This is a genomic window from Streptomyces sp. 11-1-2, assembly GCF_003595545.1.
Classification (GTDB): domain Bacteria; phylum Actinomycetota; class Actinomycetes; order Streptomycetales; family Streptomycetaceae; genus Streptomyces; species Streptomyces hygroscopicus_B.
This window is the reverse complement of the sequence record NZ_CP022545.1, coordinates 8,772,581-8,797,202: the sequence shown is the minus strand read 5'-3', so window position 1 is coordinate 8,797,202 and position 24,622 is coordinate 8,772,581. Positions and strand designations below refer to the sequence as shown.

The following is a 24,622-nucleotide window of genomic DNA, read 5'->3' as shown; positions in this document are numbered from 1 at the left end:
CCGTGGACCAGTTCGACTACGTGGTGGTCGGTGGCGGTACGGCCGGATCGGTCGTCGCGTCGCGGCTGTCCGAGGACCCCTCGGTGAGCGTCTGCCTGCTGGAGGCGGGCCCCTCCGACGTCGGGGACGACAACATCCTGCGGCTGAACCGCTGGATGGGGCTGCTGGGGTCCGGCTACGACTGGGACTACCCGGTCGAACCGCAGGAGAAGGGCAACAGCTTTCTGCGCCACGCCCGCGCCAAGGTGCTCGGCGGCTGCTCCTCGCACAACTCCTGCATCGCCTTCTGGGCCCCCGCCGAGGACCTCGACGGATGGGCCGCCATGGGCCTGGACGGCTGGTCGGCCGCCGACTGCTTCCTGCTCTACCGGCGCCTGGAGGACAACGACGCGCCCGGCGACCACCACGGCCGCGGCGGCCCGGTCCGGATCCGCACCGTGCCGCCCGAGGACCCGTGCGGCCGGGCGGTGCTGGCGGCCTGCGAGGAGGCGGGCATCCCGATCACCCCGTTCAACACCGGGACGACGGTGGTGCGCGGCGCCAACTGGTTCCAGATCAACGCCCGCGAGGACGGCACCCGCTGCTCCGCCTCGGTCGCCTATCTCCACCCCGTCATGGACTCCCGGCCCAATCTGGAGGTGCGCACCGGACTGCAGGCCAAACGGCTGATCCTGGACGAGAACCTGCGCTGCACCGGCGTCGAGTACCTCTCCCTCGATCTGATCCACACCCTGCGGGTGCACGCCCGCCGTGAGGTCATCGTCTCCTGCGGCGCCATCGACACCCCGAAGCTGCTGATGCTCTCCGGTATCGGCCCCGCCGGGCATCTGCGGGAGACGGGGGTGGACGTGCTCGTGGACTCCCCCGGGGTCGGTGGCAACCTCCAGGACCACCCCGAGGGCGTCATCATGTGGAACGCCGAGCAACCCATGATCAACACGTCCACCCAGTGGTGGGAGATCGGCATCTTCGCCGCCACGGAACCCGACCTGGACCGCCCGGATCTGATGTTCCACTACGGCGCGACGCCCTTCGACATGAACACCTACCGGCGTGGCTACCCCACTTCGGAGAACGCCTTCTGCCTCACCCCGAACGTCACCCGCGCCCGCTCCCGGGGCACCGTACGGCTGGCCACCCGCGACTTCCGCGACAAGGCGCGCGTCGACCCCCGCTACTTCACCGACCCCTACGACATCGACATCATGACCCGCGGTCTGCTGCTCGCCCGCAAGATCGCCGCCCGGCCCGCGCTGGCCCTGTGGGCGGGCGCCGAACTGGCCCCGGGCCCGATGTGCACAGCGAGGACGAGCTGGCCGCCTACATCCGCGAGACCCACAACACCGTCTACCACCCGGCGTGCACGGTGCGGATGGGCGCGCCCGAGGACCTGGACGCCCCGCTCGATCCGCGGCTGAGGGTCAAGGGCGTGACGGGGCTGCGGGTCGCGGACAGCTCGGCGATGCCGCATCTCATCGCCGTCAATCCGTGCGTCACGACGACGATGATCGGCGAGAAGTGCGCGGACATGATCAAGCAGACGTGATCAAGCAAATGTGATCGAGCGGCGCCATCCGTAACACGCCCCCGCGCTCCTGTGCTGTTCCCTGACTCCTCCGCTGTTCCCTGACTCCGGTGGCCGATCAGGGCGTTGGCACGCCCCGGCCACAGGATTCCCTTGAGCACATCCGCTGACGGCCACCACTCTGATCGCACCTTCCGACAGGAGAGTCGGATGCGATGAGGGAGGAAGCCAGCCGATGCGAAGATTGCGTCGCTTCTTGGCTGTGGTGGGCGCCGCCGGTGTGATGGGCGCCATGGCCGCCCCGGTGGCCAGCGGCCGGCCGTCCCAGGCCGCCGCGGAGGCCCCACCGGTCCGTACGCAGCAGCACACGGTCACCCTGATCACCGGCGACACGGTCAGCGTCACCACCGGCGCCGACGGAAAGTACGCCGTGGAGGTGAAACGAGGCGCGGGCCGCGAGTCGGTGGATTTCGTGGCCAACCAGAAGGGCAAGGAGATCAGCGTCGTCCCGGTCGACGCTCTCCGGCTACTCTCCGCGAACAAGCTCGACGCGGGCCTGTTCAACATCACACAGCTCGTCAAACAGGGCTACGACGACAAGAAGACCGGCTCGATCCCGGTCATCGCCACCTATCGCGCCAAGGCCGCGCATCCGGCCCCCGAGGGCGCGCGCAAGACCCTGAGCCTGCCCAGCGTGGACGGCGCGGCGTTCAGCGCCAGGAAGGCCGACGCGGCGGGCTTCTGGGCCGACATCAGCCATGACAAGGGGTTACGGAAGATCTGGCTGGACCGGAAGGTCAAGGCGTCGCTCGACGTCAGCGTCCCGCAGATCGGCGCCCCGGAGATGTGGAAGGCCGGATACGACGGCAAGGGCGTGAAGGTCGCCGTGCTGGACACCGGCATCGACACCACGCATCCGGACGTCAAGGACGCCATCGAGGACTCCAAGAGCTTCGTCCCGGACCAGACCGTAACGGACGGCCACGGCCACGGCACCCATGTGGCGGACACCATCGCGGGCGGCGGCGCCGGATCCGGCGGGAAGTACAAGGGCGTGGCGCCGGGCGCGAAGCTGCTGGTCGGCAAGGTGCTGAACGACGCGGGCGAGGGCTACTCGTCGTGGATCATCGAGGGCATGGAGTGGGCCGCGTCGTCCGGCGCGAAGATCATCTCCATGTCGCTCGGCGGACGGGCGTCCGGCCCCTCGGACCCGCTGAGCGAGGCGGTCGACCAGTTGTCGGCGTCCTCCGGGGCGCTGTTCGTGATCGCGGCGGGCAACTCCGGACCGTTCGAAGGGACCGTGGAGACTCCCGGCATCGCCGACTCGGCCCTCACCGTCGGCGCCGTCGACAAGTCCGACAAGTGGGCCACCTTCTCCAGCCGTGGGCCGCGCTCCGGCGACTACGCGGTCAAGCCCGAGATCACCGCGCCGGGTGTGGACATCACGGCGGCCCGCGCGGCCGGTACGTCCATGGGCACGCCGGTCGACGACCTCTACACCACGGCGAGCGGCACCTCCATGGCGACGCCGCATGTCGCGGGCGCGGCGGCGATCGTCGCGCAGGCCCACCCCGACTGGACCGGCTCGCAGCTCAAGGAGGCCCTGGCCAGCACCGCCAAGACCAGCGCGGCGGACGGCCCCTTCACCCAGGGCGACGGCCGGGTCGACGTACCGCGCGCGGCCACCCAGGGCGTCTTCGGGACCCCGACCCTCAGCTACGGCCAGTACGCGTACGACGCCGACCAGCCCGACGCCAGGACCATCAGGTACACCAACGCCACCGCGAAGCCGGTGACGCTGAAGCTGGCGTCCTCGGTCGGCGGCGACTCCCTCTCGCTCGGCTCCGACACCGTGACCGTGCCCGCGAACGGCGCCGTCAAGGTCCCGGTCACCGTCGACCCGGTCAAGGCGGACAAGGGCCGCCACGCCGGGTTCATCACGGCGACCGGCGACGACGGCGCGGGCGGCGCGGTCAAGGTGACCACGGCCGTCGGCTACGAGAAGGGGGAGAAGCTGTACAACCTCAACGTCAATCTGCTGGACCGCGGAGGAAAGCCGGCTCCGGCCATGTTCACCCTCCAGCAGCTCGGCGACGGGCAGCAGAACCAATACGGCTTCCTGGCCAGCTCCGACACCTTCCAGCTTCCGGCCGGCAACTACTCGCTCGCCACCTGGATCCCGGTGTACGACAGCGGTCGGCAGGAGACCGGGACGAGCATCGTCGGCGACCCGCAGATCGAGGTCAAGGACGACACCTCGATCACTCTCGACGCGCGCAAGGCCGTCGAGATCAAGCCACAGGTCGAGGAGAAGGACACCGAGCCCCAAGGTGTGACGACATCCTGGCACCGGGAGGACAAGGACGGTAACGCCTTCGGCCTGACCTACAGCATGGGCAAGTGGAAGAAGCGAATCTACGCGGCGCCGACCGAGAAGGTCACCGACGGCACCCTGGAGTTCTACAGCAAGTGGCGGTTGGAGAAGACGGAGCTGACCGCGAGCGTCACCGACCCCGAGCGGGTGACACTCACCCCGACCTACGCGAATACGTACACCGGCCGGCCTGTCAAGATCACCGGCAAGCGCAACGTGGAGCTGATCTCCGCCGGGGGCGGCACGCCCGCGGACTTCGAGGGCCTGGATGTGAGGGGCAAGGCCGTGCTGGTGGGCCTGGAGCCCGACGGATGGCCGAACGACGCCGTCGTCAACGCCACCAAGGCGGGCGCGGCCTACGTCATCGTGTACCGCAAGACGACGCGCGGCTTCTGGCTCACCGCGGTCGACAGCGCCACGATCCCGGTCATGTCCGTGCCCGGGGAGGAGGGCGACAAGCTGCTGTCACTGCTCACCGCGGAGGGCCGGGGGCAGAGCAAGGTGACCGTGGAACTCGGCGGCACGGCGAACAGCCCTTACGTGTACAACCTGGTCCTGCCGGAATCCGGCGGCATCGGCGACGACCTCACCTACCCCGTCAACAGCGGCAACACCACCAAGGTCACAGCCCGCTACCACGGCACCGCGCAGGGGCGGATCGGCGCCGAGGCCACGCACACCTTCCGCCCGCACGAGCTCTTCTCGCTGGAGTCGGCGTTCGACGTCCCGCTCGGCACCCAGCGCACCGAGTACTACACCGCCGACCCCGGCACCCGCGTCTGGCGCACCGTCCAGCAGGACTACGACAGCGGCGGCGGACGGCAGTGGTCGCCACTGGTGACGTATCGGCCCGGGACGAAGCAGACGGTGGACTGGCTGGCGCCCGTGATCCGTCCGACGACCGCCGCCGAGTTCGGTGTCTCGCAGCGCGAGGGCGATGAACTCACCCTCGCCATCCCGGAGTTCGCCGACTCCGGCCCCGGCCACTACGGCTCCTCGGGCGGGGTCGCCCAGGGGTTCGACACGGTGAAGACGAACCTGTACGCGGACGGCAAGCCGGTCGGCGAGGCCCCGTACGGCTCCGGCACCTTCCAGGTGCCCGCCGGAAAGGCCGCGTACCGGCTGACGATCGACGCCCGGCGAAAGGCCGACTGGTCGGCGTACTCGACCAGGACCACCACGCGATGGGACTTCGCCTCCGCGCACACCGCCCAGGCGACGGCCCTCCCCCTGCTCTCCATCGACTACGACCTCGGCGTTGACCTGCTCGGCCAGGCCAGGGCGGGGCGAAAGTTCGGCTTCGGCGTGACCCCCCGCCACCAGGAGGGCGCTGACGCCGCGAAGCTCACCGTCGCGAAGGCGTGGGCGTCCTACGACGACGGCACGACCTGGAAGAAGGTCGAGCTCACCCGCTCCGGCACGGGCTACCGGGCCACGGTCGGCCATCCCCGGCTCGGCGCCACCAACGGCTTCGTCAGCCTGCGCCTCCAGGCCGCCGACGCCGACGGCAATCGAATCGATCAAACGGTCATTCGTGCATATGGCCTGAAGTAGGCCGAAACCATTCCTTCGGCGGTAACAAACAACGTCTAGCGTGCCGTTGATCGAATCGATTCATCGACGCGCTGGAGCCGCCGCCAGTGGACAGCAGAGCATCCGTATCCGCGTCCGACGAGACCCCTGCCACGAGCCCGAGTCCCTGGGCCGCGGCAGGGGTCTCCGACTTCGACGAAGCGCTGTACCACGCGATCCTCCACCAGCCCGAGGCGGGCATCACGGGCTGGTCACGACTGCTCGGCGCCTCCCCGCCGCGCGTCCGCCGCGCCTGCGTCCGGCTGCTCCGCCTCGGCCTGATCCAGGCCCCCGACTCCACCGGGGGACTGCGGCCCGTCGACCCCCGTATCGCCGTACGGGCCCTCATCCGCAAGCGCGAGAGCGAATCCGACCTGCTCGCCGCCACCGCCGACGACATGGCCAAGATCTACGCCGCCGGGCTGCTGCGCGCCGAGCCGGCCTCGCTCGTCGAGGCCGTACGCGGCGAGAGCGCCAACGCCGCCCGGCTGGAGGAGCTGTACGCCCGCGCCGAACACGAGGTCTGCCTCTTCGACTCCCCGCCCTACCTCGCCCCGCTCACCCCGCAACTGGACCTCCAGAGCGAGGTGCTGCGCCGTGGGGTCGCCTACCGGACCCTGTACTCCGTCACCTCGCTGGAGTCCCCCGACCTGCTGGCGTACGCGGAGGGCATGGTCGCGCTCGGCGAACAGGCCCGCGTGCTGCCGACCGTCCCCATGAAGCTGCTGGTGATCGACGGCCGCACCGCGATGCTGCCGCTGACCAGCGCGGACGCCGGTCCGGTCTACTCCGCGGTGATCGTGCGGCACTCCGCCCTCACCGACGCCCTCCAGACGCTCTTCGAGATCTTCTGGCAGCAGGGGACTCCGCTGGGCAGTACGCCGGACGACGGTGACGAGGAGCTCAGCGCGGCGGACCGCCGGCTGATCGGCCTGCTGGCGGCGGGCATGAAGGACGAGGCCATCGCCCGCCACCTCGGGGTGAGTCTGCGCACCCTGCGCCGCCGGGTCAGCGACCTCCAACTCCGACTGGCCGCCACCGGCCGCTTCCAGGCCGGTGTGCGCGCCGCCCACCGGGGCTGGGCCTGAAAACCCACCAGGGCTGGGCCTGAAAGCCCACCGGGGCGGCCGGATCTGAAGCCCACCGGGGCGGCTGGGCCCCGAGCCCACCGGGGCCGGGCCTGAACGAGCCGGCTACGGGCGCCACTGCGGGCCCGTGCCGGCACCCCTCGGCACGACCGCCTCGATCTTCGCCCGGATCTCCCGCATCACCTCGACGATCCGCTCCTCCCGCCCCTCCGTCAGCCGGGCCGTCGGCACCGAGCAGCTGATCGCGTCCACCGCCGGGACGTCGTACCGCAGGGCGAAACCGAAGCCCACGATGCCCACCACCCCCTCCTCCCGGTCGACCGCGTGGCCCCGCTCCCGCACCCGCGCCAGATCGGCGACGAGCGCGGCGCGGGTGCGGTGGGTGTTGGGTGTCATCGGCGCCAACTCCTCGCCCTTTAGCGGGAGTTCGCCGTTGGTCCGCTCGGCGAGCAGCGCCTTCCCCAGGGCCCCCACATGGGCCGGGAGGCGCCGCCCGACGCGGCTGAAGGGGCGGAGGTACTCATGCGACTCACGCGTGGCGAGGTAGACGACATCGCCGCCGTCCAGCCGGGCGAGGTGAATGGTCTCGCCCAGCGCGTCGGACGCCTCGTCCAGATACGGCCGCGCCGCCCGCACCCGTGGATCGCTGTCCAGATAGCTGGTGCCGGTGAGCAGCGCGCGGATGCCGATGCCGTACAGCGAGCCGGTGATGTCGGTGCGCACCCAGCCGCGGTCGATCAGGGTCTTGAGGAGGGCGTACATACTGCTGCGCGGGACGCCGAGCTCCTCGGCGAGTTCGCGCAGCCGGGCCGGCTGCTCGCCGCGCGCGGCGAGCAGCTCCAGCAGTTCCACGGTGCGGCCCGCGGACTTCACCTCGCGCACCCCACCGGTTTCCGCCATGGCGCACATCGTAACCGTGGCCGCACACCTTGACGTTGAACCGATTCATGGCTTCCATCGTGGGGCGACTGAAGCCTGGGAGCGCTCCCAGACCCCACGCCCTCCCCCGAGAGGACCCCCATGCCATCGATCCCGCACGCCTTGCGCAGACTCTTACTTATTGTCATGACCGCGACGCTTTGCGCGCTGGGGCTGAGCCTCGGCACCGCCGCACGGGCAGCGACCCCGGGGAACGGCTCGGTGACCGACCCCAACATCGTCTACACCGGCCGCTGGGACCTCGGCTCCGCCACCGCCGCCGTCCCCAACTGGACCGGTGGCTACCTCCAGACGGCGTTCACCGGGACCACGGTGAAGATCAAGGCCCGGGACGCGGTGAACTTCTACGCCAGCGTCGACGGCGGCGCCGATGTCTTCTACGCGGGCGTCAGAGGCACCGTCAACCTCACCCCGACGCCGCTCCCCCAGGGCAACCACACCCTCCGCGTCTCCTACCGCTCCGGTGACACCGTCTTCCAGGGCCTGGTCCTCGACTCGGGCGCGGGCACGGTCGCCCCCCGCGTCCCGTCCGGGCTCATCGAGTTCGTGGGCGACTCCATCACCGCCGGTGCCCTCACCGACCGGCTCGCGCTGGACTCCTACGGCTGGAAGACCGGCGAACAACTCGGCATGCGGCACACCCAGATCGCCCGCTCGGGCTACTGCCTGGTCGGCAAGGACGGCTGTGTGGGCCTCGCCGCCCAGTTCTTCAAGACGGCCTCGACCGGCGACCAGAACTGGGACTTCTCCCGCTACCAGGCGAGCGCGGTGGTCATCAACCTCGGCACCAACGACATCGGGCACGGCGTCACCGGGGCCGAGTTCCAGTCGGCGTACACCGCCCTCCTCCGCGACATCCGCGCGAAATACCCGAACGCGGCGCTCTTCGCCGTCCAGACCCTCAAGAAGCGCTACCTGACGGAGACCAGGGCAGCGGTGAGCGCGCGCAACGGCGCGGGGGACGCGAAGGTGTACTACGTCGACACCAGCGGCTGGCTCACCGACGGCACGGACTACGAGGACGGCAACGGCCACCCCAACGAGGCGGGCCACACCAAGTTCGCGAACCGCCTGGCCCCGGTCATCAGCGCCAAACTGGGCGCGGCCGGTGTGCGGGCCGCCGCCCCCGGCCAGCCGGGCGACCCCAACATCAAATTCAGCGGCCGCTGGGACACCAAGACCTCCACCACCGCCTACACCCCCTACTGGGCGGGCGCGTACTTCCGCACCGGCTTCACCGGCCGCACGGTCAAGCTCAAGCAGCGCAATGCGATCGACCTGTGGGCCAGCATCGACGGCGGCCCCGCCACCTTCTACGACGAGGCCAAGGGCACGGTGAACCTCACCCCCACCCCGCTCGCCGCCGGAAACCACACCCTTCAGGTCAACTACCAGGTGATCGCGGGCAGTTATCACGGTGACGCGGTCTTCCAGGGCCTGACCCTCGACAGCGGCGCCACCACCTTCACCCCGCCGACCCCGAAGAAGCTGATCGAATTCGTCGGCGACTCCATCACCGTCGGCACCACCACCTCGCAGAACGCCCGCACCGCCTACGGCTGGCTCATCGGCGAACGCCTCGGCGCCGACCACACCCAGATCGCCCAGGGCGGCGCCGCGCTCGTCGACACCGCCGACGACCGGATGAGCCTGGAGCAGCAGTTCACCAAGCTGAACCCGAACGCCGCCACGCCCGACTGGGACTTCTCCCGCTACCAGGCGAACGCGGTGGTCATCAACCTCGGCACCAACGACGTGGGGCGCGGCGTGTCCTCGGCGCAGTTCCAGGCGTCGTACACCAGCCTGCTGCGCAAGGTCCGCACCGCCTACCCGAACGCCTGGATCTTCGCCCTGCGCACCTTCAGCGGCCGGTTCGGCACCGAGACCAAGGCCGCCGTCACCACCTCCGGCGACGCCAAGGTCTCCTATGTCGACACCACCGGCTGGCTCGCCGCCGACGACCTCTCGGACTCGGTCCACCCCAACGACAAGGGCCACCGCACCATCACCGACCGCCTGGCCCCGGTCATCTCCGCCAAGCTCGGGACATGACCACGCCTCATTCCCTCGACCATGACCTCATCCAGGCCGCGATCCAGGTGGCGGCCACCCGCAGCCGGGGCGACAACCACACCGTGGCGGCGGCGGCCCGCGACCGGGACGGGCGGATCATCACCGCGATGAACGCCTACCACTTCACCGGCGGCCCCTGCGCCGAACTCGTCGTCATCGGCGCGGCGGCCGCCCAGGGCGCGTATGACCTGGTGACCATGGTCGCCGTGGGCGACCATGGCCGCGGGGTGATCCCTCCCTGCGGCCGCTGCCGCCAGATGATGCTCGACTATTTCCCGGACCTCCACGTCATCGTGGGCGCGGGCGAGCGCCTGCGCGCCGTGCCCGTCGCCGAGCTGCTCCCCGAGAGCTACCGCTGGGCCGACCACCAGGAGGACAACGGCCAGGAGGACGACCAGCAGGAGCACGACGACCCGCCCACGCCGTGACCGCGTCCCGCGTCTACCGCACGTGAGCCGCCACGACCCACAGTGACCAGCCGTTCGTCTCGTTTGGACGCCGGAGGGAGCGGTACTCGGGGGTCATGGTTCGATGGGGATACACGATGATGACCGAGCAGGCCGGACCACGTCAGCTCGTCGACGACGTGGTCCGGGCCGAGCAGGTCGGGTTCGACTTTTCGGTGACCTCCGACCACTACTTCCCGTGGCTGGACTCCCAGGGGCACGCCCCGTACGCCTGGAGCGTGCTGGGCGCCGCCGCGCAGGCCACCTCCTCGATCCCGCTGACGACGTATGTCACCTGCCCTACCGTGCGCTATCACCCGGCGGTGGTCGCGCAGAAGGCGGCGACGCTCCAGCTGCTGTCCGAGGGGCGGTTCCGGCTGGGGCTCGGGTCCGGTGAGAATCTGAACGAGCATGTGGTCGGGCAGGGCTGGCCGTCGGCCGATGTGCGCCACGAGATGCTGGAAGAGGCGATCGAGATCATCCGGGCGCTGTTCGGCGGTGGCTATGTCACGCACCACGGCACCCACTACGACGTCGACTCGGCGAAGCTGTGGGATCTGCCGGACCAGCCGCCGCCCATCGGCGTGGCCGTCTCCGGGCCGCGGTCCTGCCGGCTGGCCGGGCGGCTGGCCGACATCCTGATCGCCACGGAGCCCAAGCCCGAGCTGGTGGGGGACTTCGAGCGCAACGGCGGCGGCGGGAAGCCTCGGATCGGCCAGATCCCGGTCTGTTACGACCCCGACCGGGACGCGGCGATCGCCCGCGCCCATGACCAGTTCCGCTGGTTCGGGAGCGGCTGGAAGGTCAACTCGGAGCTGCCCGGGCCCGCCTCCTTCGCGGGCGCCACCCAGTTCGTCCGGCCCGAGGACGTGGCCGCCTCCATTCCGTGCGGCGATGACGTCCAGGAGTTCACGGAGCTGATCCGGCCCTTCGTCGACGCGGGCTTCACGGACGTCGCCCTCGTCCAGATTGGCGGTGACCATCAGCGGCCGTTCCTGGACTGGGCCGAGAAGCGGCTGCTGCCCGTGCTCAGGGAGCTGTAGGGGTCCCCGCGCGCCGTACGAAGAGCTGATGCAGATCGCGTACGGCGCGCGGGACGGAGCCCGAGCGGCGGCGCTGGATCACCAGCAGCACCTCGGTGGCCTCGCCGTCCGCGAGCGGCCGGTGGGTGATCGCGCCACCGCGCTCCAGGGGGTCGCCGATGACGCTGAAGTCGGGGAGCACGGTGACGCCGAGCCCCTCGGCCACCATCAGCTTGCCCATCTCGGCGCCGTCGGTGGAGTACGAGAAGGACGGGGTGCGCCCGGCCAGCAGCCGGTGGATGAAGCGGTGCATGAGATAGCCGGAACGCATCACGATCAGCGGCTCGCGCCCGTCCAGCAGATCCACCGCGCTCACCACCGGCCGGGCGGCCAGCGGGCTGTCGGGGCGCAGACAGACCACCGGGCGGCCGCGCAACAGCTCGGTGGTCTCGAGGTCCGGCGGGATGTCGTCCCCCCGGAGGTAGTTGACCAGGCCCAGGTCGACACTGCCCTCCAGCAGCGCCCGGTGGATCTCGGTCTGCTGCGCGCCCACCACCTCGACCTGGGTCACCGGGTGGGTCGCGCGGAACTCCCGGACGGCCGGGATCAGCAGCGGGACCGTCGCGGTGTTGACCGTGCCCAGCCGGATCATCCGGCTGACGCGGTGCTGGTCACCGGCGGCGCCGCGCAGCCGGTCGACGGCCTCGATGACGGTGACGATATGCGGCAGCAACTCCCGTCCCTCCGCGCTGATCGTGGCGCCGGAGCGCTTGCGCTCCAGCAGATCCACGCCGAGTTCGCGTTCGAGATTGCGCACGGTCTCGCTGAGCGCCGGCTGGGACAGATGCAGTTCCTCGGCGGCGCGGCGGAGTGAGCCGAGGCGGGTGACCGCGGCGATGTATTCGAGCTGTTCAATTCGCACACGGCGCACCATGCCCGCCAGGTCCGCCCACTTCAAGGGGATCCCTATCACGGTCTCATGAATACCGACTCACTCCCCGGCCCGCCTCCCGGGTAATCTCGAAGCGGGCGCCGCGGAATTCCGCGGCCCGGCCCCATGCGTCCGGGATATGGAATGGACCCCGGGCCTTCTTGACCGGCAGGACTTCCCCCTGGTTGGATCGGTGACATGAAGCGACAGGACCTCACGCGGCGACGCCACGTCGACCTCGCGCGTGTCTCCAGCGCGTCCTGTTGCTGTCGGGCTTGACCTGACGCCGGGTCCGAGCGAGCCCTGAGGGACCGCCTCCGCTTCGCTCCCCGTCGCCTCCCATGATCGGGAAAGGCTTTTAGCCGCCGCCACCGAGAAAATGCGGCCGCGCTGTCCCGCCTTTGCGCTCACTCGCGCTGCCCGGTCTTTCCGCGCCCCGCCCCGGATGAATTCCACTCGACGCCGGGGCGCCGATTCGCCATGCCCGTATTCGCTCCACCGGGAGTTCCCCATGCCCGCAGAACCCCTCCGTTTCGCCTATTGGGTGCCCAATGTCAGCGGCGGACTGGTCACCAGCACCATCGAGCAGCGCACCGACTGGGGCTACGACTACAACCGCGACCTGGCCGTGCTCGCCGAGAACAACGGCTTCGACTACGCCCTCAGCCAGGTCCGCTACATGGCCAGCTACGGCGCCGAGTACCAGCACGAGTCCACCAGTTTCAGCCTCGCGCTGCTGCTGGCCACCCAGCGGCTGAAGGTCATCGCCGCCGTCCACCCCGGGCTGTGGCACCCCGGCGTCCTGGCCAAGCTGGGCGCCACCGCCGATCATCTCTCGGACGGGCGGTTCGCGGTGAACGTCGTCAGCGGCTGGTTCAAGGGCGAGTTCACCGCGCTGGGCGAGCCCTGGCTGGAGCACGACGAGCGCTACCGCCGCTCCGAGGAGTTCATCCGGGCGCTGCGCGCCATCTGGACCGAGGACCACGCCGAACTGGCCGGGGACTTCTACCGGATCCGGGACTTCTCCCTCAAGCCCAAGCCGCTGAGCAGCCCCGGGCGCCCGCATCCGGAGATCTTCCAGGGCGGCAACTCCACCGCCGCCCGCGCCATGGCGGGCCGGGTCTCGGACTGGTACTTCAGCAACGGCAAGGACTTCGACGGCGTCACCGAGCAGATCGGGGACGTCCGCGCCGCCGCCGCCACCGTCGGTCGCCCCGCGCCCGGCTTCGCCCTCAACGCCTTCCTCATCGCCCGCGACACCGAGGCCGAGGCCCGCGAGACCCTCCGCGAGATCGTCGCCAAGGCCGACACCGAGGCCGTGGACGGCTTCCGCGGCGCCGTCCAGCAGGCGGGCCGGTCCACCGCCGACGGCAAGGGCATGTGGCAGGACTCCTCCTTCGAGGACCTGGTCCAGTACAACGACGGCTTCCGTACGGGGCTGATCGGCACCCCCGAGCAGATCGCCGAGCGCATCGTCGCCTACAAGCGGCTCGGCGTGGATCTCTTCCTCCTGGGCTTCCTGCACTACCTGGAGGAGGTCGAGTACTTCGGCAAGCGGGTGCTGCCGCTGGTCCGCGAGCTGGAGGCGGAGCTGCCGGAACCCGTGCCCGCGCTTTCCTGACGCCGCCGCCGTTCGCGCCGCCGCTCCCGCCGCCGTTCCCACCGGCGCCCGATCCCACCGCCTCGACCGCATCACGAAGGGTTGCTCATGGCCACCGTCCTGTCCCTCTCCGGCTCCCCCTCCGCCACCTCCCGCACCGCCCGGCTGCTGCGCCATCTGGACGCCCGGCTGACCGCCCAGGGCCATCAGGTGGTCCCGCTCGATGTCCGTACCCTCCCCGCCGCGGCGCTGCTCGGCGCGGACTTCTCGCACCCGGCCATCGTCCGGGCCAAGGCGCTGGTCGAGCAGGCGGACGGGCTCGTCGTGGGAACACCGGTCTACAAGGCCGCCTACTCCGGGCTGCTGAAGTCCCTGCTGGATCTGCTGCCGCAGTACGCGCTCGCGGGCAAGACCGTGCTGCCGCTGGCCACCGGTGGCACCACCGCCCATGTGCTGGCCATCGACTACGCGCTGCGGCCGGTGCTCTCCTCCATGGGCGCGGCCCATATCGTCCAGGGCTGGTTCACCCTGGACAAGGACATCACGGTGGAGCCGGACGGCGGGGTGAGCGTGGCGGCCGGGGCCGCCGAAGCGCTGGAGCAGGTCGTCGACCAGTTCTCGGCGGCGCTCGGCCACACCACCGTACTGGCCGCGGCGAGCTGACCATGTCGTCCCTGCCCGAGCCCGCCCATGTCATCGCCGATGACACCGAGGCGCTGAAGGTGGCCGCGGCGCTGGCCGAGGAGTTCCGTACCGGCGCCGCCGAGCGCGACGCACGGCGCCGGCTGCCGCGTGCCGAACTGGACCGGCTGTCCGCGTCCGGGCTGCCGGCGATCACCGTCCCGGCGGAGTACGGCGGCGCGGACGTGTCCGCCGTGACCCTCGCCGAGGTGTTCCGGCTGCTCGCCGCCGCGGACGCCAGCCTCGCCCAGATCCCGCAGAGCCACTTCGTGTACGTCAATGTGCTGCGCCGTCAGGGCACGAAGGCGCAGCAGGCGTTCTTCTTCGGCGAAGTGCTGGCGGGGAAGCGGTTCGGCAATGCCCAGTCGGAGGCGGGCACCCGGCATATCCAGGACATCCGCACCCGCCTCGCCCCGGCCGCCGACGGCTCGTACACCCTGACCGGTGTCAAGCACTACTCCACCGGCGCGCTGTTCGCCGACTGGATCCCGGTGCTGGCCCGGGCGGAGGACGACGACCTGCACGTGGCGTATGTGCCGCGGGACGCGCCCGGTGTGACCGTCGTGGACGACTGGGACGGCATGGGCCAGCGCACGACCGCGAGCGGCACCGTCCGGCTGGACGCCGTGCCCGTCCCGGCCGACCGGGTCGTACCGCACCATCTCACCTTTCGCGGGCCCCAACTGCACGGCGCCATCGCACAGTTGCTGCATGCGGCCATCGACGCGGGGATCGCCTCGGGGGCGCTGGCGGAGGCGGTGACCTTCGTCCGCACCAAGAGCCGCCCCTGGTTCGAGAGCGGCTTCGAAACCGCCACCGAGGATCCGCTGCTCATCCAGCGCTTCGGCGAGCTGGCCCTCCAGGTCCGGGGCGCCGAGGCCCTGCTGTCCGCCGCCGCCCGGGCCGTGGACACCGCCCGTGGCCACCTCGACGAGGACACCGCCGCCGAGGCGTCGATCGCGGTGGCCGCGGCGAAGGTGGCGGCGGCCAACGCGGCCGTGGAGACGGGCAGTTCGCTGTTCGAGGTCTCCGGCACCCGGTCGGCCCTGGACGCCCTGGGCCTGCACCGCCACTGGCGGGACGCCCGTACACACACCCTGCACGACCCGGCCCGCTGGAAGGTCCAGCACATCGGCCGCTATGTGCTGAACGGCACGAAACCACCCCGCCACGGCCTCCTCTAGCCCCCGCTCCCCCCTGAACGGAGTCGCACCATGTCCCTCACCTTCCACTGGTTCCTGCCCACCAACGGCGACAGCCGCCATGTCGTCGGCGGTGGCCATGGCACCCCCGTCACCTCGGCCGGTGGGGACCGCCCGCCGTCCGTCGGCTACCTCTCCCAGATCGCCCGCGCCGCCGAACACCTCGGCTTCGAAGGCGCTCTCACCCCGACCGGCGCCTGGTGCGAGGACGCCTGGCTGACCACCGCGATGGTCAGCCAGCACACCGAGCGGCTGAAGTTCCTGGTGGCCTTCCGGCCCGGCTTCCTCTCGCCCACCTTCGCCGCCCAGATGGCCTCCACCTACCAGCGGCAGACCGGCGGGCGGCTGATGCTCAACGTGGTCACCGGCGGCGAGAGCCATGAGCAGCGCGCCTACGGCGACTTCCTCGACAAGGACGCCCGCTACGCCCGCACCGGCGAGTTCCTGGGCATCGTCCGCGACCTGTGGGACGGCAAGACCGTCGATGCCACCGGCGAACACCTCCACGTCGAGGGCGCCAAGCTGGCCCGGCTCCCCGACCCGCTCCCGCAGGTCTACTTCGGCGGCTCCTCCCCCGCCGCGGGCCAGGTCGCCGCCCGCCATTCCGACGTCTACCTCACCTGGGGCGAACCCCCCGCCGAGGTCGCCAAGAAGATCGCCTGGATCCGCTCCCTCGCCGCCGAACAGGGCCGGACGATCCGCTTCGGCATCCGGCTGCACGTCATCACCCGCGACACCGCCGAACAGGCATGGGCCGAGGCCCGCCGACTGCTCGACGGCTTCGACCCGGAGACCGTGCGCTCCATCCAGACCGGCCTCGGCCGCAGCGAGTCCGAGGGCCAGCAGCGCATGCTCGCCCTGCACGGCGGCAGCCTGGACAACCTCGAGATCTACCCCAACCTCTGGGCCGGTGTGGGCCTGGTCCGCGGCGGCGCGGGCACGGCCCTGGTGGGCAGCCACGCCGAGGTCGCCGAGCGGATCGCCGAATACCACCGCCTCGGGATCGACGAGTTCATCCTGTCCGGCTATCCGCACCTGGAGGAGGCGTACTGGTTCGGAGAGGGCGTCCTGCCCGTGCTGCGGCGGCAGGGCCTGTGGTCCCACCCGTTCCAGCCCGCCGCTTCCGAACAGCCCACCGCGCAGGTCCCGTTCGCGGCAGCCGGGAGTTCCTGACGGCCCGGTGACGTCGGGTGGCGTGCCCGCGGTTGAGTCCGCGGGCGCGCCTCCGGCTCAGCCGTGTGCGGCGAACCGGACGAACTGCGCCCAGCCGTCACGGCTGACGGCAAGACCGGGGCGCGCCGTGTCCTTGGAGTCCCGTACGTGGACGGCCCCTTCGGTGACGGCGACCTCCACGCAGCTGTCACCCTGACTACCGCTGTAGCTGGACTTGAACCAGGTGAGTTCCGCCCTACTCATAGGTCTCCTCGCAGTCGCTCCAGCAGGCCACGGGAGTCTTGGGGTGTCAGGGCCTGCGAGCGCAGTGTGTCATAGCGCTGGTGGAGGAGGCGTACCTCTTTCGAGTCGGCAATCAGCCGTCCGTTCTGCTGCCCTTCGGAGTACGCGAGGCGCCGCCCCTCCGGCGTTTCCAACAGCTGTACCGGACCGTCCAGGCATGCATGCAACTCAGCTTCCAGCGGGACCACTTGCAGCTTCACGTTACGCAGCGCGCTGCGCTCCAGCACGTGGTCGAGCAAGGCCCGCCGCTGCTCCCCGTCGCCGAACCTCCTCCGGAAGACGGCCTCATCCACGATGAAGCTGAACGGGACGTGCGGCCGCTCGTGCAGCATCTTCTGCCGCTCGGTCCGCGCTACAAGCTGGGCCTCCAACTGCTCATCCGTCAGCAGAGGGATGGTGCCCTCGAACACCGCCCGCGCGTAGTGCTCAGACTGCAACAACCCCGGCACCAGCCGACACTCATACGTGCACAGACTCACCGCCACCCGCTCCAGCCGCGCCCATCGCCGGAACCACGCCGCGAGCCCCGGCTCGCCGCGCGACAGATGCCGGGCCGCCTTCCGCAGCGCGCCCGTATTGCCCAGGACCTCCTCCGCCCGCTCCACGAACGACTCGTCCGGCATGCGCCGCCCCAGCTCCACCGACGCCACGGTGTGCTTCGAGAACCGGACCAGTTCCCCGAACTGAGCCCGGCTCAGGCCCGCGTGCTCGCGCAGGGCCTGGACGACGGCGCCGAACGTCCGCAGACTGTCCGAGGGATCGGGTTCCCGCTCCCAGTCGCCGTCGCCTCCCGCACAGGCGTCGTCAGTCGTCATACGCGGCCACCTCCAAGTGCGTACGTGCGAGGCCCCCGCGCTCGACTCACCCAGGGTGACGGAACGCCGGGGTACTGTCCACTGACGGTGCCCGTACGCTGACGCCGCGTACGTGGCGCGCCACTCGCGCCAGCCACCGGACACCCGCCACCGTGGCGCCATGAACGCAAGCACACCCCAACTCCCCGCCACGAACTGGACCTTTACTCAACGCCTGTCCGCCACGCGGCGCGGGGCCCGGCTGGCCCGGCTGCTCGCCGTGGAGCAGCTCCGCGTCTGGCCCGTGTCACCCGGCGTCGCCGACCGCGCCATGGCGATCATCGCCGAGCTGAGCGCCAACGCGGCACTCCACGGGCGCGTACCGGGCCGCGACTTCCGGCTCGGCCTCGTCCTCGACGGCGCCACGGAAACCCTCCGCATCGAGGTCACCGACACACGGGGCGAGCGGCAGCCCACCCTCCAGCCGACCGCTCCTCCCCCGGACCGTGAAACCGGGCGCGGCCTGCTGCTGGTGGACGCGCTCGCCGACCGATGGGGCACCGAGCCGCACCATCCGGTGGGCAAGACGGTGTGGGCGGAGTTGGATTCCCGCACCGGCTGACGCGCGGGTCACAGGCACGGCGCACCCCTGCTCGGCAGGGGTGCGCTCATCGCCTGTTCGGGCGGCCACGGTTCAGTCCGGCAGCCCCCACGGCTTGGCGTCGCCGACGGCCGGGACGTCGCGCGGGGCCGGGTCCGGGCGGTGGCCCCGGGGGGTGATGAGGGCCGTCGCGTCGCGGGCCAGGGGGATCTCGATGCGGCCGGGGCCGGTCGTGCGGTAGCGGAGGGGGCGGCCGCGGTGGTCGCGGACGTCGATCGGGCCGGGGATGCCGTGGTGCAGGACGAGCGGGGCACCGGCCTCGCTGTGGACGCGGATCCAGCGGGTACGCCCGGCCGAGCGGTCGGCGTCCACGAGGAAGGCGCCCTGGGTGCGCAGGGACTGGACCGAGAGGTCGGGCCAGCGACGGGAGACGGACGGGAATACCCGCACCACGCCGTTGTGGCTCTGGACGGCCATCTCGAGGATCGACTGGGCTGCCGTCAGGGGGCTTTCGGTGGCGAGGTTGCCGCCCTCGACGTACATGGTGTTCGGGGTGATCCAGGCGTTCTTGATCAGGTTGCCGTCGGTGAGGAAGGTGAGGAAGTCCAGGGCCTCCTCGGGCCGTTCCATGCGCGAGGCCATGGAGGAGGCGACGGCGTAGCTGTAACCGGCCCACAGGCTGCGGTCCTTGACCCAGTGGTCGAAGGTGGTCCGCATGATGTCCCGGTCGGCCGGACGGTCCCAGTCCAGCTCGTGCAGCGGGTAGAGCCAGAGCATATGGGAGAAGTGGCGGTGGGACTCGGTGAGCGGCTTCTCGGCGCCGATCATGATGCCGGTGGCATCGCGGGGGTAGGCCACGAGGCGGTCGAGGATCTCGCGCCAGCGCCGGGCGCGGGGGTGGTCGGTGCGGAGGATGCGCAGGCATTCCAGGAGGGTGGCGCAGCCCCAGCGGAGCAGGGAGAGGTCGTAGGTGCAGTCCTCGGCGTCCGCCCACTCCGGTGAGCGGGTCAGCGGCAGATGCAGTTTCCCGTCGCCGCCCTCGTAGAGGAAGTGGTCGTAGAAGTTCACCGCCTTGGCCAGGATCGGGTAGAGGACGTCGCGCACGATGCGGATGTCCATGGTGTGGCGGTAGCTGAGCCAGACGTTGTGCATGGCCCAGATGAGATTGCCGTTGTTGTCGGTCTTGGTGGCGGTGCCGGGGATGCCGACGGTCTTGTCGCCGGGGCGCAGCAGCCAGTCGGAGGGGTGAGCGAGTGCGTAGGTGTCGCCGTCCCGGTACTCCGGCGGGACGGACAGCGGCAGATTCTTCTCGAACTCCTCGAAGGTGGAGGTGACGGAGTCGAGTTCGAGGTGGTTGGAGCCCTGGACCAGCCAGGTGGCGATCTGGACGTTGAGGTTCCACCAGACCGCGGTCCAACTCCCGCCGGTCTCCGGGTACCAGGGTCCCCATTCGGACATCGAGGGCCCGTCGGCGCGGGTGGCGCAGGCGACCTTGTAGAGCTGGATCCAGTAGAAGCTCTGCAGCCGCTTGTCGGGTACGGAGACCAGGCTGTGCTGGTAGAAGCGGTGCCACCAGGCGCGGTGGGAGCGCACCAGGTCGTCGGGGTCGGTGGCCAGGGTACGGGCCACCTCGGCGACGGCCAGTTGGGTGGTGTGCGACAGGTCCTCGGGGTGGCGGTAGACGATATGGGCGGCCAGCAGCCTGCCGGTGCCCACGCGCCGTTCCCGCCAGGCGGTGGTCCAGCCGCCGCCCGCGATCAGCGGCTGCTCCACATAGTGGGTGTCGCCCGCGGAGCCGGTGCGGGGGTCGGGGTTGCCCGTGTAGTCGGCGGGCTTGTCCTTGGTCCGGGGTGAGGCCGCGGGCATCCAGGTGAACGACCAGGCCGCGGCCTCCTCACCGGCGCTCGGCCGGGTGGAGATCAGCAGCGCGCTACGGGCGTTGTGCACCAGCATCGTGAAGCGGACGCTGCCCCGGGTGGTGGTGACGGTGCCGCGCAGCTCGGCGTCCCAGAGGTCGAGCGTCCAGTCGACACCGGTCACCTCTCCGGCGAGGGTGAGGTCGAAGTGGCCGATGGGCAGCCGGGAGAAGCCGTACGGGGCGCGCCACTGGGGGCGCTGGTCCTGCACCTGGGTGTGGCTGAGCATGACCTTCACGGAGTTGGGTGTCTCGCCCTTGTACACCACCGCGCCGAGCAGGCCGTTGGCCAGGAAGGGGCCGTCCTTCCAGTCGCCCGGCATCCGCCGCCACCGCGGGGCGGCGGCCCTGACCATGCGTTCTGGCAGGGCCGCCGCTCCGCCGGACACCTGGGGAGCGGCCCAGGCGGTGCCCGATCCGGCCAGCCAGCCTCCGGCGCCGACCACGGCGGCCGTGCCGATCACACCTCTGCGAGAGATCCCGTCCCCTGTTGGCGCGGTCACGTATGTGCCTCCCATATCCGGTGGTGAACTACCGGAATGGTGCAGGGCACATGAGCACCTGGGAATACCTCCGACGTATGGAAATTCGGCAGGCCACGTATTCGCAGGTGAGGCGGGATAAGCTCCTCACATTGAGCCGCCGATGGCCAGAGTGAGCCGATGTCTCGTCATCGGCGGTCGCGGTCACAGCTCGGCGAGTTCCGCCCGCAGCCGTACCGTCTCCGCCGGATCCCAGCCGTCGTGCGGCACCGACGACAGCAGGAGCCGGGTGTACGGATCCGCCGGGGTGTCCAGCACCCGGGCCGTCGGGCCCGTCTCGACCGCACGGCCGCGCCGCATCACCAGCGTGTCGTCCGTGATGTGGCGTACGACGGCCAGGTCATGGCTGACGAACACCAGGGCCACGCCGGTCTCCCGGCGGATGTCGGCGAGCAGCCGGAGGATCTGCGCCTGGATGGACACGTCCAGCGCCGCCACCGCCTCGTCCAGGACCAGCACCTCCGGCTCCACGGCGAGCGCGCGGGCGATGGCCAGCCGCTGGCGCTGCCCGCCCGACAGGCCCCGCGGGCGGGCGTCGCCCTCCCGCTTGCCCAGGCCCACCTGGTCGAGCAGCTCGGCGATCCGGTCGGTGGCGGCCCGCCCCTCGTACCGGCCGTGCAGCCGCAGGGCGGTGCGCAGGCACTGACGCGCGGTCAGGCGCGGGTCGAGCGATACGTACGGGTCCTGGAAGACGATCTGGATCTCGCGGGCGCGGCCCAGCCGGGCCGCCCTGCGCGCGCCCGGTCCGAGCGGCATCCGGCCGCTTCGCCGCCCGGGCGTGCGCTCCCGCCCGTTCACCGTGATCGTCCCCGCGTCGGGGCGCACCAGGTCGACCAGGATCCGGGCCACCGTGGTCTTGCCGGAGCCGGACTCCCCGACGATGCCCAGCGAGCCGCCGGCCGGCACGGAGAACGACACATCGTCCACGGCCGTCGTCCGGCCACCGCCCGGGAGCGCATAGCTCTTGCGCAGCCCCTGTACGACGAGTGCGGGCTCGGTCATGTGCTGCTCCTCGATACGAGTTCCAGTCGGCGGCAGGCCGCGGAGACGCCGTCCGCGGAGCCGCCCTCCTCCGGTCCGTCGCCGCCGCCGCCACCGCCGCCGAACGGGACCGGCACCGGCGCCCAGGTCTCGCACTCCGCCTCGGCCCGTGCGCAGCGCGGGAGGAAGGGGCAGCCGGTGAAGGCGTCGGACAGGGACGGCGGGCGGCCGGGGATGGGGCGCGGTTCGCGGTCGTCCTCCAGGGTGGGCGAGCATTCCAGCAGGCCGCGGGTGTAGGGATGCCTGGGGTCGGCGAACAGCCCGTGGGCGGGCTGGTGTTCCACCACGCGGCCCGCGTACATCACGTACACGCGGTCGCAGTAGGCCGCCGCGAGCGGCAGATCGTGGGTGATGAAGAGCGTGCCGAGACCGCTGCCGTCCTGCCGCCGCTCCTCCTGGATGCCCCGCAGCAGGGCCAGGACCTCCGCCTGGGTGGTCGCGTCCAGCGCGCTCGTCGCCTCGTCGGCGAGGAGGAGGTCGGGGCCGGTGGACAGGGCGGCGGCGATCACGACCCGTTGCAGCATGCCGCCGGACAGCTCATGCGGGCGCTGGCGCATCCGGCGCTCCGGGTCGGGCAGGCCCACCGAGGCCAGCAGCTCGGTCGCCTTCGCCACCGCGGCGCGGCGGGTCAGGCCCAGGACCCGGGTGAGCGGGTCGGTGAGGAAGTCGCCGATCCGGCGGACCGGGTTCATCGCCGAGCGCGGGTCCTGGAAGATCATGGAGACGGTGCGGGAGCGGTGCCGGCGCAGCCGGGCCGGGTCCATGGCGAGCACGTCCTCGCCGTCCACCCGTACGGAGCCGGAGGTCCGCGCCCCGTCGGGGAGCATGCGCAGCACCGCACGGGCCGTCGTGGACTTGCCGGAGCCGGACTCGCCGACCAGGCCGACCACTTCACCCCTGCCGACCCTCAGCGACACCTCGGCGAGCATGGGCCGGGCGGCGGCGCCTTCCGGCAGCCGGATGGTGAGATCCTCGATGTCCAGCAGCATGGCCGCCTACCTCCCCTTGCCCAGCCGGTCCGAGACCCAGACCCCGACGATGTTGAAGGCCACCACGACGGCGGCGATGGCCGCGCCCGGTACGAGGGCCGGCAGCAGCGCCTCCTGCACCACGGCGTCCTGCCCCTCCTGCACCATCAGCCCCCAGTCGATCGAGGGCGATCCGGCGCCGAAGCCCAGATAGCTGAGGGTGGCCAGGCTCATCAGCCCCTCGCCGAAGAGCACCACGAGATAGCCGACGAGCGCACCGGCCAGATTGGGCACGAGGTGGCGTACGCAGATCCGGGTCCCGCTCATGCCCTGGACCCGGTAGGCGTCGACATACGGCTGAGACCGCTCGGCGAGGGCGAGACTGCGGGTGTACCGCGCGATCGTCGGTGCGTAGGCGAGACCCAGGGCGACGATCGACGTGGTGAGGCCGTCGCCGAAGACCGCGATCACCAGGACGACGAAGAGCAGGCCCGGGAAGGCGTACATCACATCGGTCACCCGCGAGAGCAGGGTGTCCACCCAGCCGCCGCGCCACGCCGCCACCGTGCCTATGGTGACGCCGAGCAGCGCGGCCAGCGCGAGCAGGGCCAGGGGTGCCAGCAGGCTGGACCGGGCGCCGTACAGGACCCGGGAGAGCAGGTCCTGTCCCGAGGCGTCGGTGCCCAGCGGATGCTCGGAGGTGGTCCCCGCGAGCGAGGCGGACAGGTCGACCGCGTCGGGCGCGTGCGGGGCGATCAGGGGAGCGCACACCGCCGCCAGCACGACCAGGGCGAGGAAGCCGCCCGCGATCATCACTTGTATCGGCCGTCGGGTCCGTACCCGCACCGGGATCAGGGCCCCGGCAGTCACCGTCGTCATGCGGTCTTTCCTTCCGGCTTGCGTCCCGGCGTCCCGCCCGGCGCGACCCGGGGGTCGATCAGCGGATGGACCAGGTCGACCAGGGTGGTCACCACGACATAGCCGATGACCATCAGCAGCAGCACCGCCTGGGTGACCGGGAAGTCGTGGGTGGTGATGGCGCTCACCAGCAGTGAGCCGACGCCGCTGAGGCCGAAGGCGGTCTCGACCACCACCGTTCCGGCGAGCATGCCCGCCATGACGAGCCCGCACATGGTGACGATCGGGCCGAGCGCGTTGCGCAGCACATGGCGGACGACGATCTGGCGCTCCGTCTGTCCGGAGGCGCGGGCGGCCTCCACATGGTCGGAGGCGTACGCCTCGGCCATCGCCTGCCGGGTGACCCGGCTGATCACGGCGAGCGCGCTCAGGGCCAGTGCGAAGGCGGGCAGCGTCAGATGGTGCAGCCGGCCGGTGAGCCCCTCGCCCTGGCCGGTCACCGGGAACCAGCCCAGCCGCACCCCGAACAGGGAGACCAGCGCGATGGCCGCGACGAAGGCCGGGACCGAGGCGGCGAGCGTGGTGCCGCCGACGACGGCCGAGTCCACCCAGCCGCGACGCAGCGCCGCCAGCACCCCGGAGCCGACACCCAGCACCACGAAGAACACCGTGGCGTAGGCGACGAGTTCCAGGGTGGTCGGCAGCCGGGCGCCGATCAGGTCGGCCACATGGTCGCGGTACTGGAACGACCGGCCCAGGTCACCCTGGAGACCGTCCCACAGCCAGCGGCCGTACTGGACGACGAGCGGATCGTCGAGGTGGTGCTCCGCGCGGACCGCCGCGAGCTTCTCCGGGGTGAGTTCCTGTCGGCTGCCGGAGAGGAGGACGGCGGGGTCCCCGGGGGCCGCGTAGACGGCGGCGAAGATGACGAACGAGGCGGCGAGCAGCGTGGCGAGCAGGCCGGCGATCCGCCGCGGCAGTCCGCGGATCATGGT

19 protein-coding genes and 1 pseudogene are annotated in these 24,622 nt (G+C 71.1%); 11 read left to right on the top strand and 9 right to left on the bottom strand.

Annotated features, from left to right (window positions below; genetic code table 11):
* Positions 1-2 precede the first annotated feature (2 nt).
* From CGL27_RS37780 to CGL27_RS37770, 3 genes and pseudogenes are all read left to right on the top strand, one after another.
* A pseudogene (locus tag CGL27_RS37780) lies at positions 3-1,546 on the top strand (GMC family oxidoreductase N-terminal domain-containing protein).
* Between the two features lie 214 nt (positions 1,547-1,760).
* Positions 1,761-5,453, top strand: a complete 3,693-nt coding sequence (locus CGL27_RS37775; RefSeq protein WP_162953154.1) for a S8 family serine peptidase — start codon at positions 1,761-1,763, stop codon at positions 5,451-5,453.
* Positions 5,454-5,539: 86 nt separating this feature from the next.
* A complete protein-coding gene (locus CGL27_RS37770; RefSeq protein ID WP_119992172.1) occupies positions 5,540-6,559 on the top strand; it encodes a helix-turn-helix transcriptional regulator in 1,020 nt (339 codons plus the stop codon).
* Between the two features lie 105 nt (positions 6,560-6,664).
* Here CGL27_RS37770 and CGL27_RS37765 read toward each other — a convergent pair whose 3' ends face one another.
* Positions 6,665-7,459, bottom strand: coding sequence for an IclR family transcriptional regulator (locus CGL27_RS37765; protein ID WP_119992171.1), 795 nt, complete (start codon positions 7,457-7,459; stop codon positions 6,665-6,667).
* Between the two features lie 165 nt (positions 7,460-7,624).
* Between CGL27_RS37765 and CGL27_RS37760 the strand changes: the two genes are divergently transcribed.
* From CGL27_RS37760 to CGL27_RS37750, 3 genes are all read left to right on the top strand, one after another.
* Complete coding sequence (locus tag CGL27_RS37760; RefSeq protein WP_240450777.1) at positions 7,625-9,550, top strand: GDSL-type esterase/lipase family protein; 1,926 nt, start codon at positions 7,625-7,627, stop codon at positions 9,548-9,550.
* The gene (locus tag CGL27_RS37755; protein ID WP_119992169.1) at positions 9,547-9,999 is read left to right on the top strand and encodes a cytidine deaminase; all 453 of its coding nucleotides are present in this window, start codon (positions 9,547-9,549) and stop codon (positions 9,997-9,999) included. The genes CGL27_RS37760 and CGL27_RS37755 overlap by 4 nt, the downstream gene beginning before the upstream one ends.
* 95 nt (positions 10,000-10,094) lie before the next feature.
* Positions 10,095-11,060 (top strand): LLM class F420-dependent oxidoreductase, encoded by a 966-nt coding sequence (locus tag CGL27_RS37750; RefSeq protein ID WP_119992168.1) that lies wholly within the window; start codon positions 10,095-10,097, stop codon positions 11,058-11,060.
* Here the strand turns inward: CGL27_RS37750 and CGL27_RS37745 are convergent.
* The gene (locus CGL27_RS37745) at positions 11,047-11,961 is read right to left on the bottom strand and encodes a LysR family transcriptional regulator (RefSeq protein WP_119994752.1); all 915 of its coding nucleotides are present in this window, start codon (positions 11,959-11,961) and stop codon (positions 11,047-11,049) included. The two genes, CGL27_RS37750 and CGL27_RS37745, sit on opposite strands and share 14 nt — an antisense overlap.
* Positions 11,962-12,481: 520 nt before the next feature.
* Between CGL27_RS37745 and sfnG the strand changes: the two genes are divergently transcribed.
* The 4 genes from sfnG (at position 12,482) to CGL27_RS37725 (ending at position 16,626) form a co-directional block, all read left to right on the top strand.
* Entirely contained in the window at positions 12,482-13,591 is a 1,110-nt protein-coding gene (sfnG, locus tag CGL27_RS37740; RefSeq protein WP_119992167.1) for a dimethylsulfone monooxygenase SfnG, read from the top strand.
* 87 nt (positions 13,592-13,678) lie between these two features.
* The gene (gene ssuE / locus CGL27_RS37735) at positions 13,679-14,233 is read left to right on the top strand and encodes an NADPH-dependent FMN reductase (RefSeq protein ID WP_059144288.1); all 555 of its coding nucleotides are present in this window, start codon (positions 13,679-13,681) and stop codon (positions 14,231-14,233) included.
* 2 nt (positions 14,234-14,235) lie between these two features.
* Complete coding sequence (locus tag CGL27_RS37730; RefSeq protein WP_119992166.1) at positions 14,236-15,435, top strand: SfnB family sulfur acquisition oxidoreductase; 1,200 nt, start codon at positions 14,236-14,238, stop codon at positions 15,433-15,435.
* Positions 15,436-15,465: 30 nt separating this feature from the next.
* Positions 15,466-16,626: an LLM class flavin-dependent oxidoreductase gene (locus tag CGL27_RS37725; RefSeq protein WP_119992165.1), complete on the top strand. Its 1,161-nt coding sequence runs from the start codon at positions 15,466-15,468 to the stop codon at positions 16,624-16,626.
* Between the two features lie 57 nt (positions 16,627-16,683).
* Here CGL27_RS37725 and CGL27_RS37720 read toward each other — a convergent pair whose 3' ends face one another.
* Both CGL27_RS37720 and CGL27_RS37715 read right to left on the bottom strand, forming a co-directional pair.
* On the bottom strand, positions 16,684-16,869 hold the full coding sequence (locus tag CGL27_RS37720) for a DUF397 domain-containing protein (protein WP_078640088.1): 186 nt from the start codon (positions 16,867-16,869) through the stop codon (positions 16,684-16,686).
* Positions 16,866-17,723: a helix-turn-helix transcriptional regulator gene (locus CGL27_RS37715; protein ID WP_119992164.1), complete on the bottom strand. Its 858-nt coding sequence runs from the start codon at positions 17,721-17,723 to the stop codon at positions 16,866-16,868. The genes CGL27_RS37720 and CGL27_RS37715 overlap by 4 nt, the downstream gene beginning before the upstream one ends.
* A gap of 160 nt (positions 17,724-17,883) precedes the next feature.
* On the opposite strand from CGL27_RS37715, the gene CGL27_RS37710 reads away from it, so the two are divergent.
* Complete coding sequence (locus CGL27_RS37710; RefSeq protein WP_119992163.1) at positions 17,884-18,324, top strand: ATP-binding protein; 441 nt, start codon at positions 17,884-17,886, stop codon at positions 18,322-18,324.
* A gap of 72 nt (positions 18,325-18,396) precedes the next feature.
* Here CGL27_RS37710 and CGL27_RS37705 read toward each other — a convergent pair whose 3' ends face one another.
* The 5 genes from CGL27_RS37705 to CGL27_RS37685 all read right to left on the bottom strand — a co-directional run bounded on the left by CGL27_RS37705 (position 18,397) and on the right by CGL27_RS37685 (position 24,619).
* Positions 18,397-20,721 (bottom strand): glycoside hydrolase family 95-like protein, encoded by a 2,325-nt coding sequence (locus CGL27_RS37705; protein WP_240450776.1) that lies wholly within the window; start codon positions 20,719-20,721, stop codon positions 18,397-18,399.
* Between the two features lie 183 nt (positions 20,722-20,904).
* Positions 20,905-21,762 carry an ATP-binding cassette domain-containing protein gene (locus CGL27_RS37700; protein ID WP_119992161.1) on the bottom strand — a complete coding sequence of 286 codons (858 nt, stop codon included), beginning with the start codon at positions 21,760-21,762 and terminating at the stop codon, positions 20,905-20,907.
* Positions 21,759-22,790 carry an ABC transporter ATP-binding protein gene (locus CGL27_RS37695; RefSeq protein WP_119992160.1) on the bottom strand — a complete coding sequence of 344 codons (1,032 nt, stop codon included), beginning with the start codon at positions 22,788-22,790 and terminating at the stop codon, positions 21,759-21,761. Before CGL27_RS37695 ends, CGL27_RS37700 begins: the two co-directional genes overlap by 4 nt.
* A 6-nt stretch (positions 22,791-22,796) precedes the next feature.
* Positions 22,797-23,648 (bottom strand): ABC transporter permease, encoded by an 852-nt coding sequence (locus CGL27_RS37690; RefSeq protein ID WP_107439008.1) that lies wholly within the window; start codon positions 23,646-23,648, stop codon positions 22,797-22,799.
* The gene (locus tag CGL27_RS37685) at positions 23,645-24,619 is read right to left on the bottom strand and encodes an ABC transporter permease (RefSeq protein WP_078640097.1); all 975 of its coding nucleotides are present in this window, start codon (positions 24,617-24,619) and stop codon (positions 23,645-23,647) included. Before CGL27_RS37685 ends, CGL27_RS37690 begins: the two co-directional genes overlap by 4 nt.
* Between the last annotated feature and the right edge of the window lie 3 nt (positions 24,620-24,622).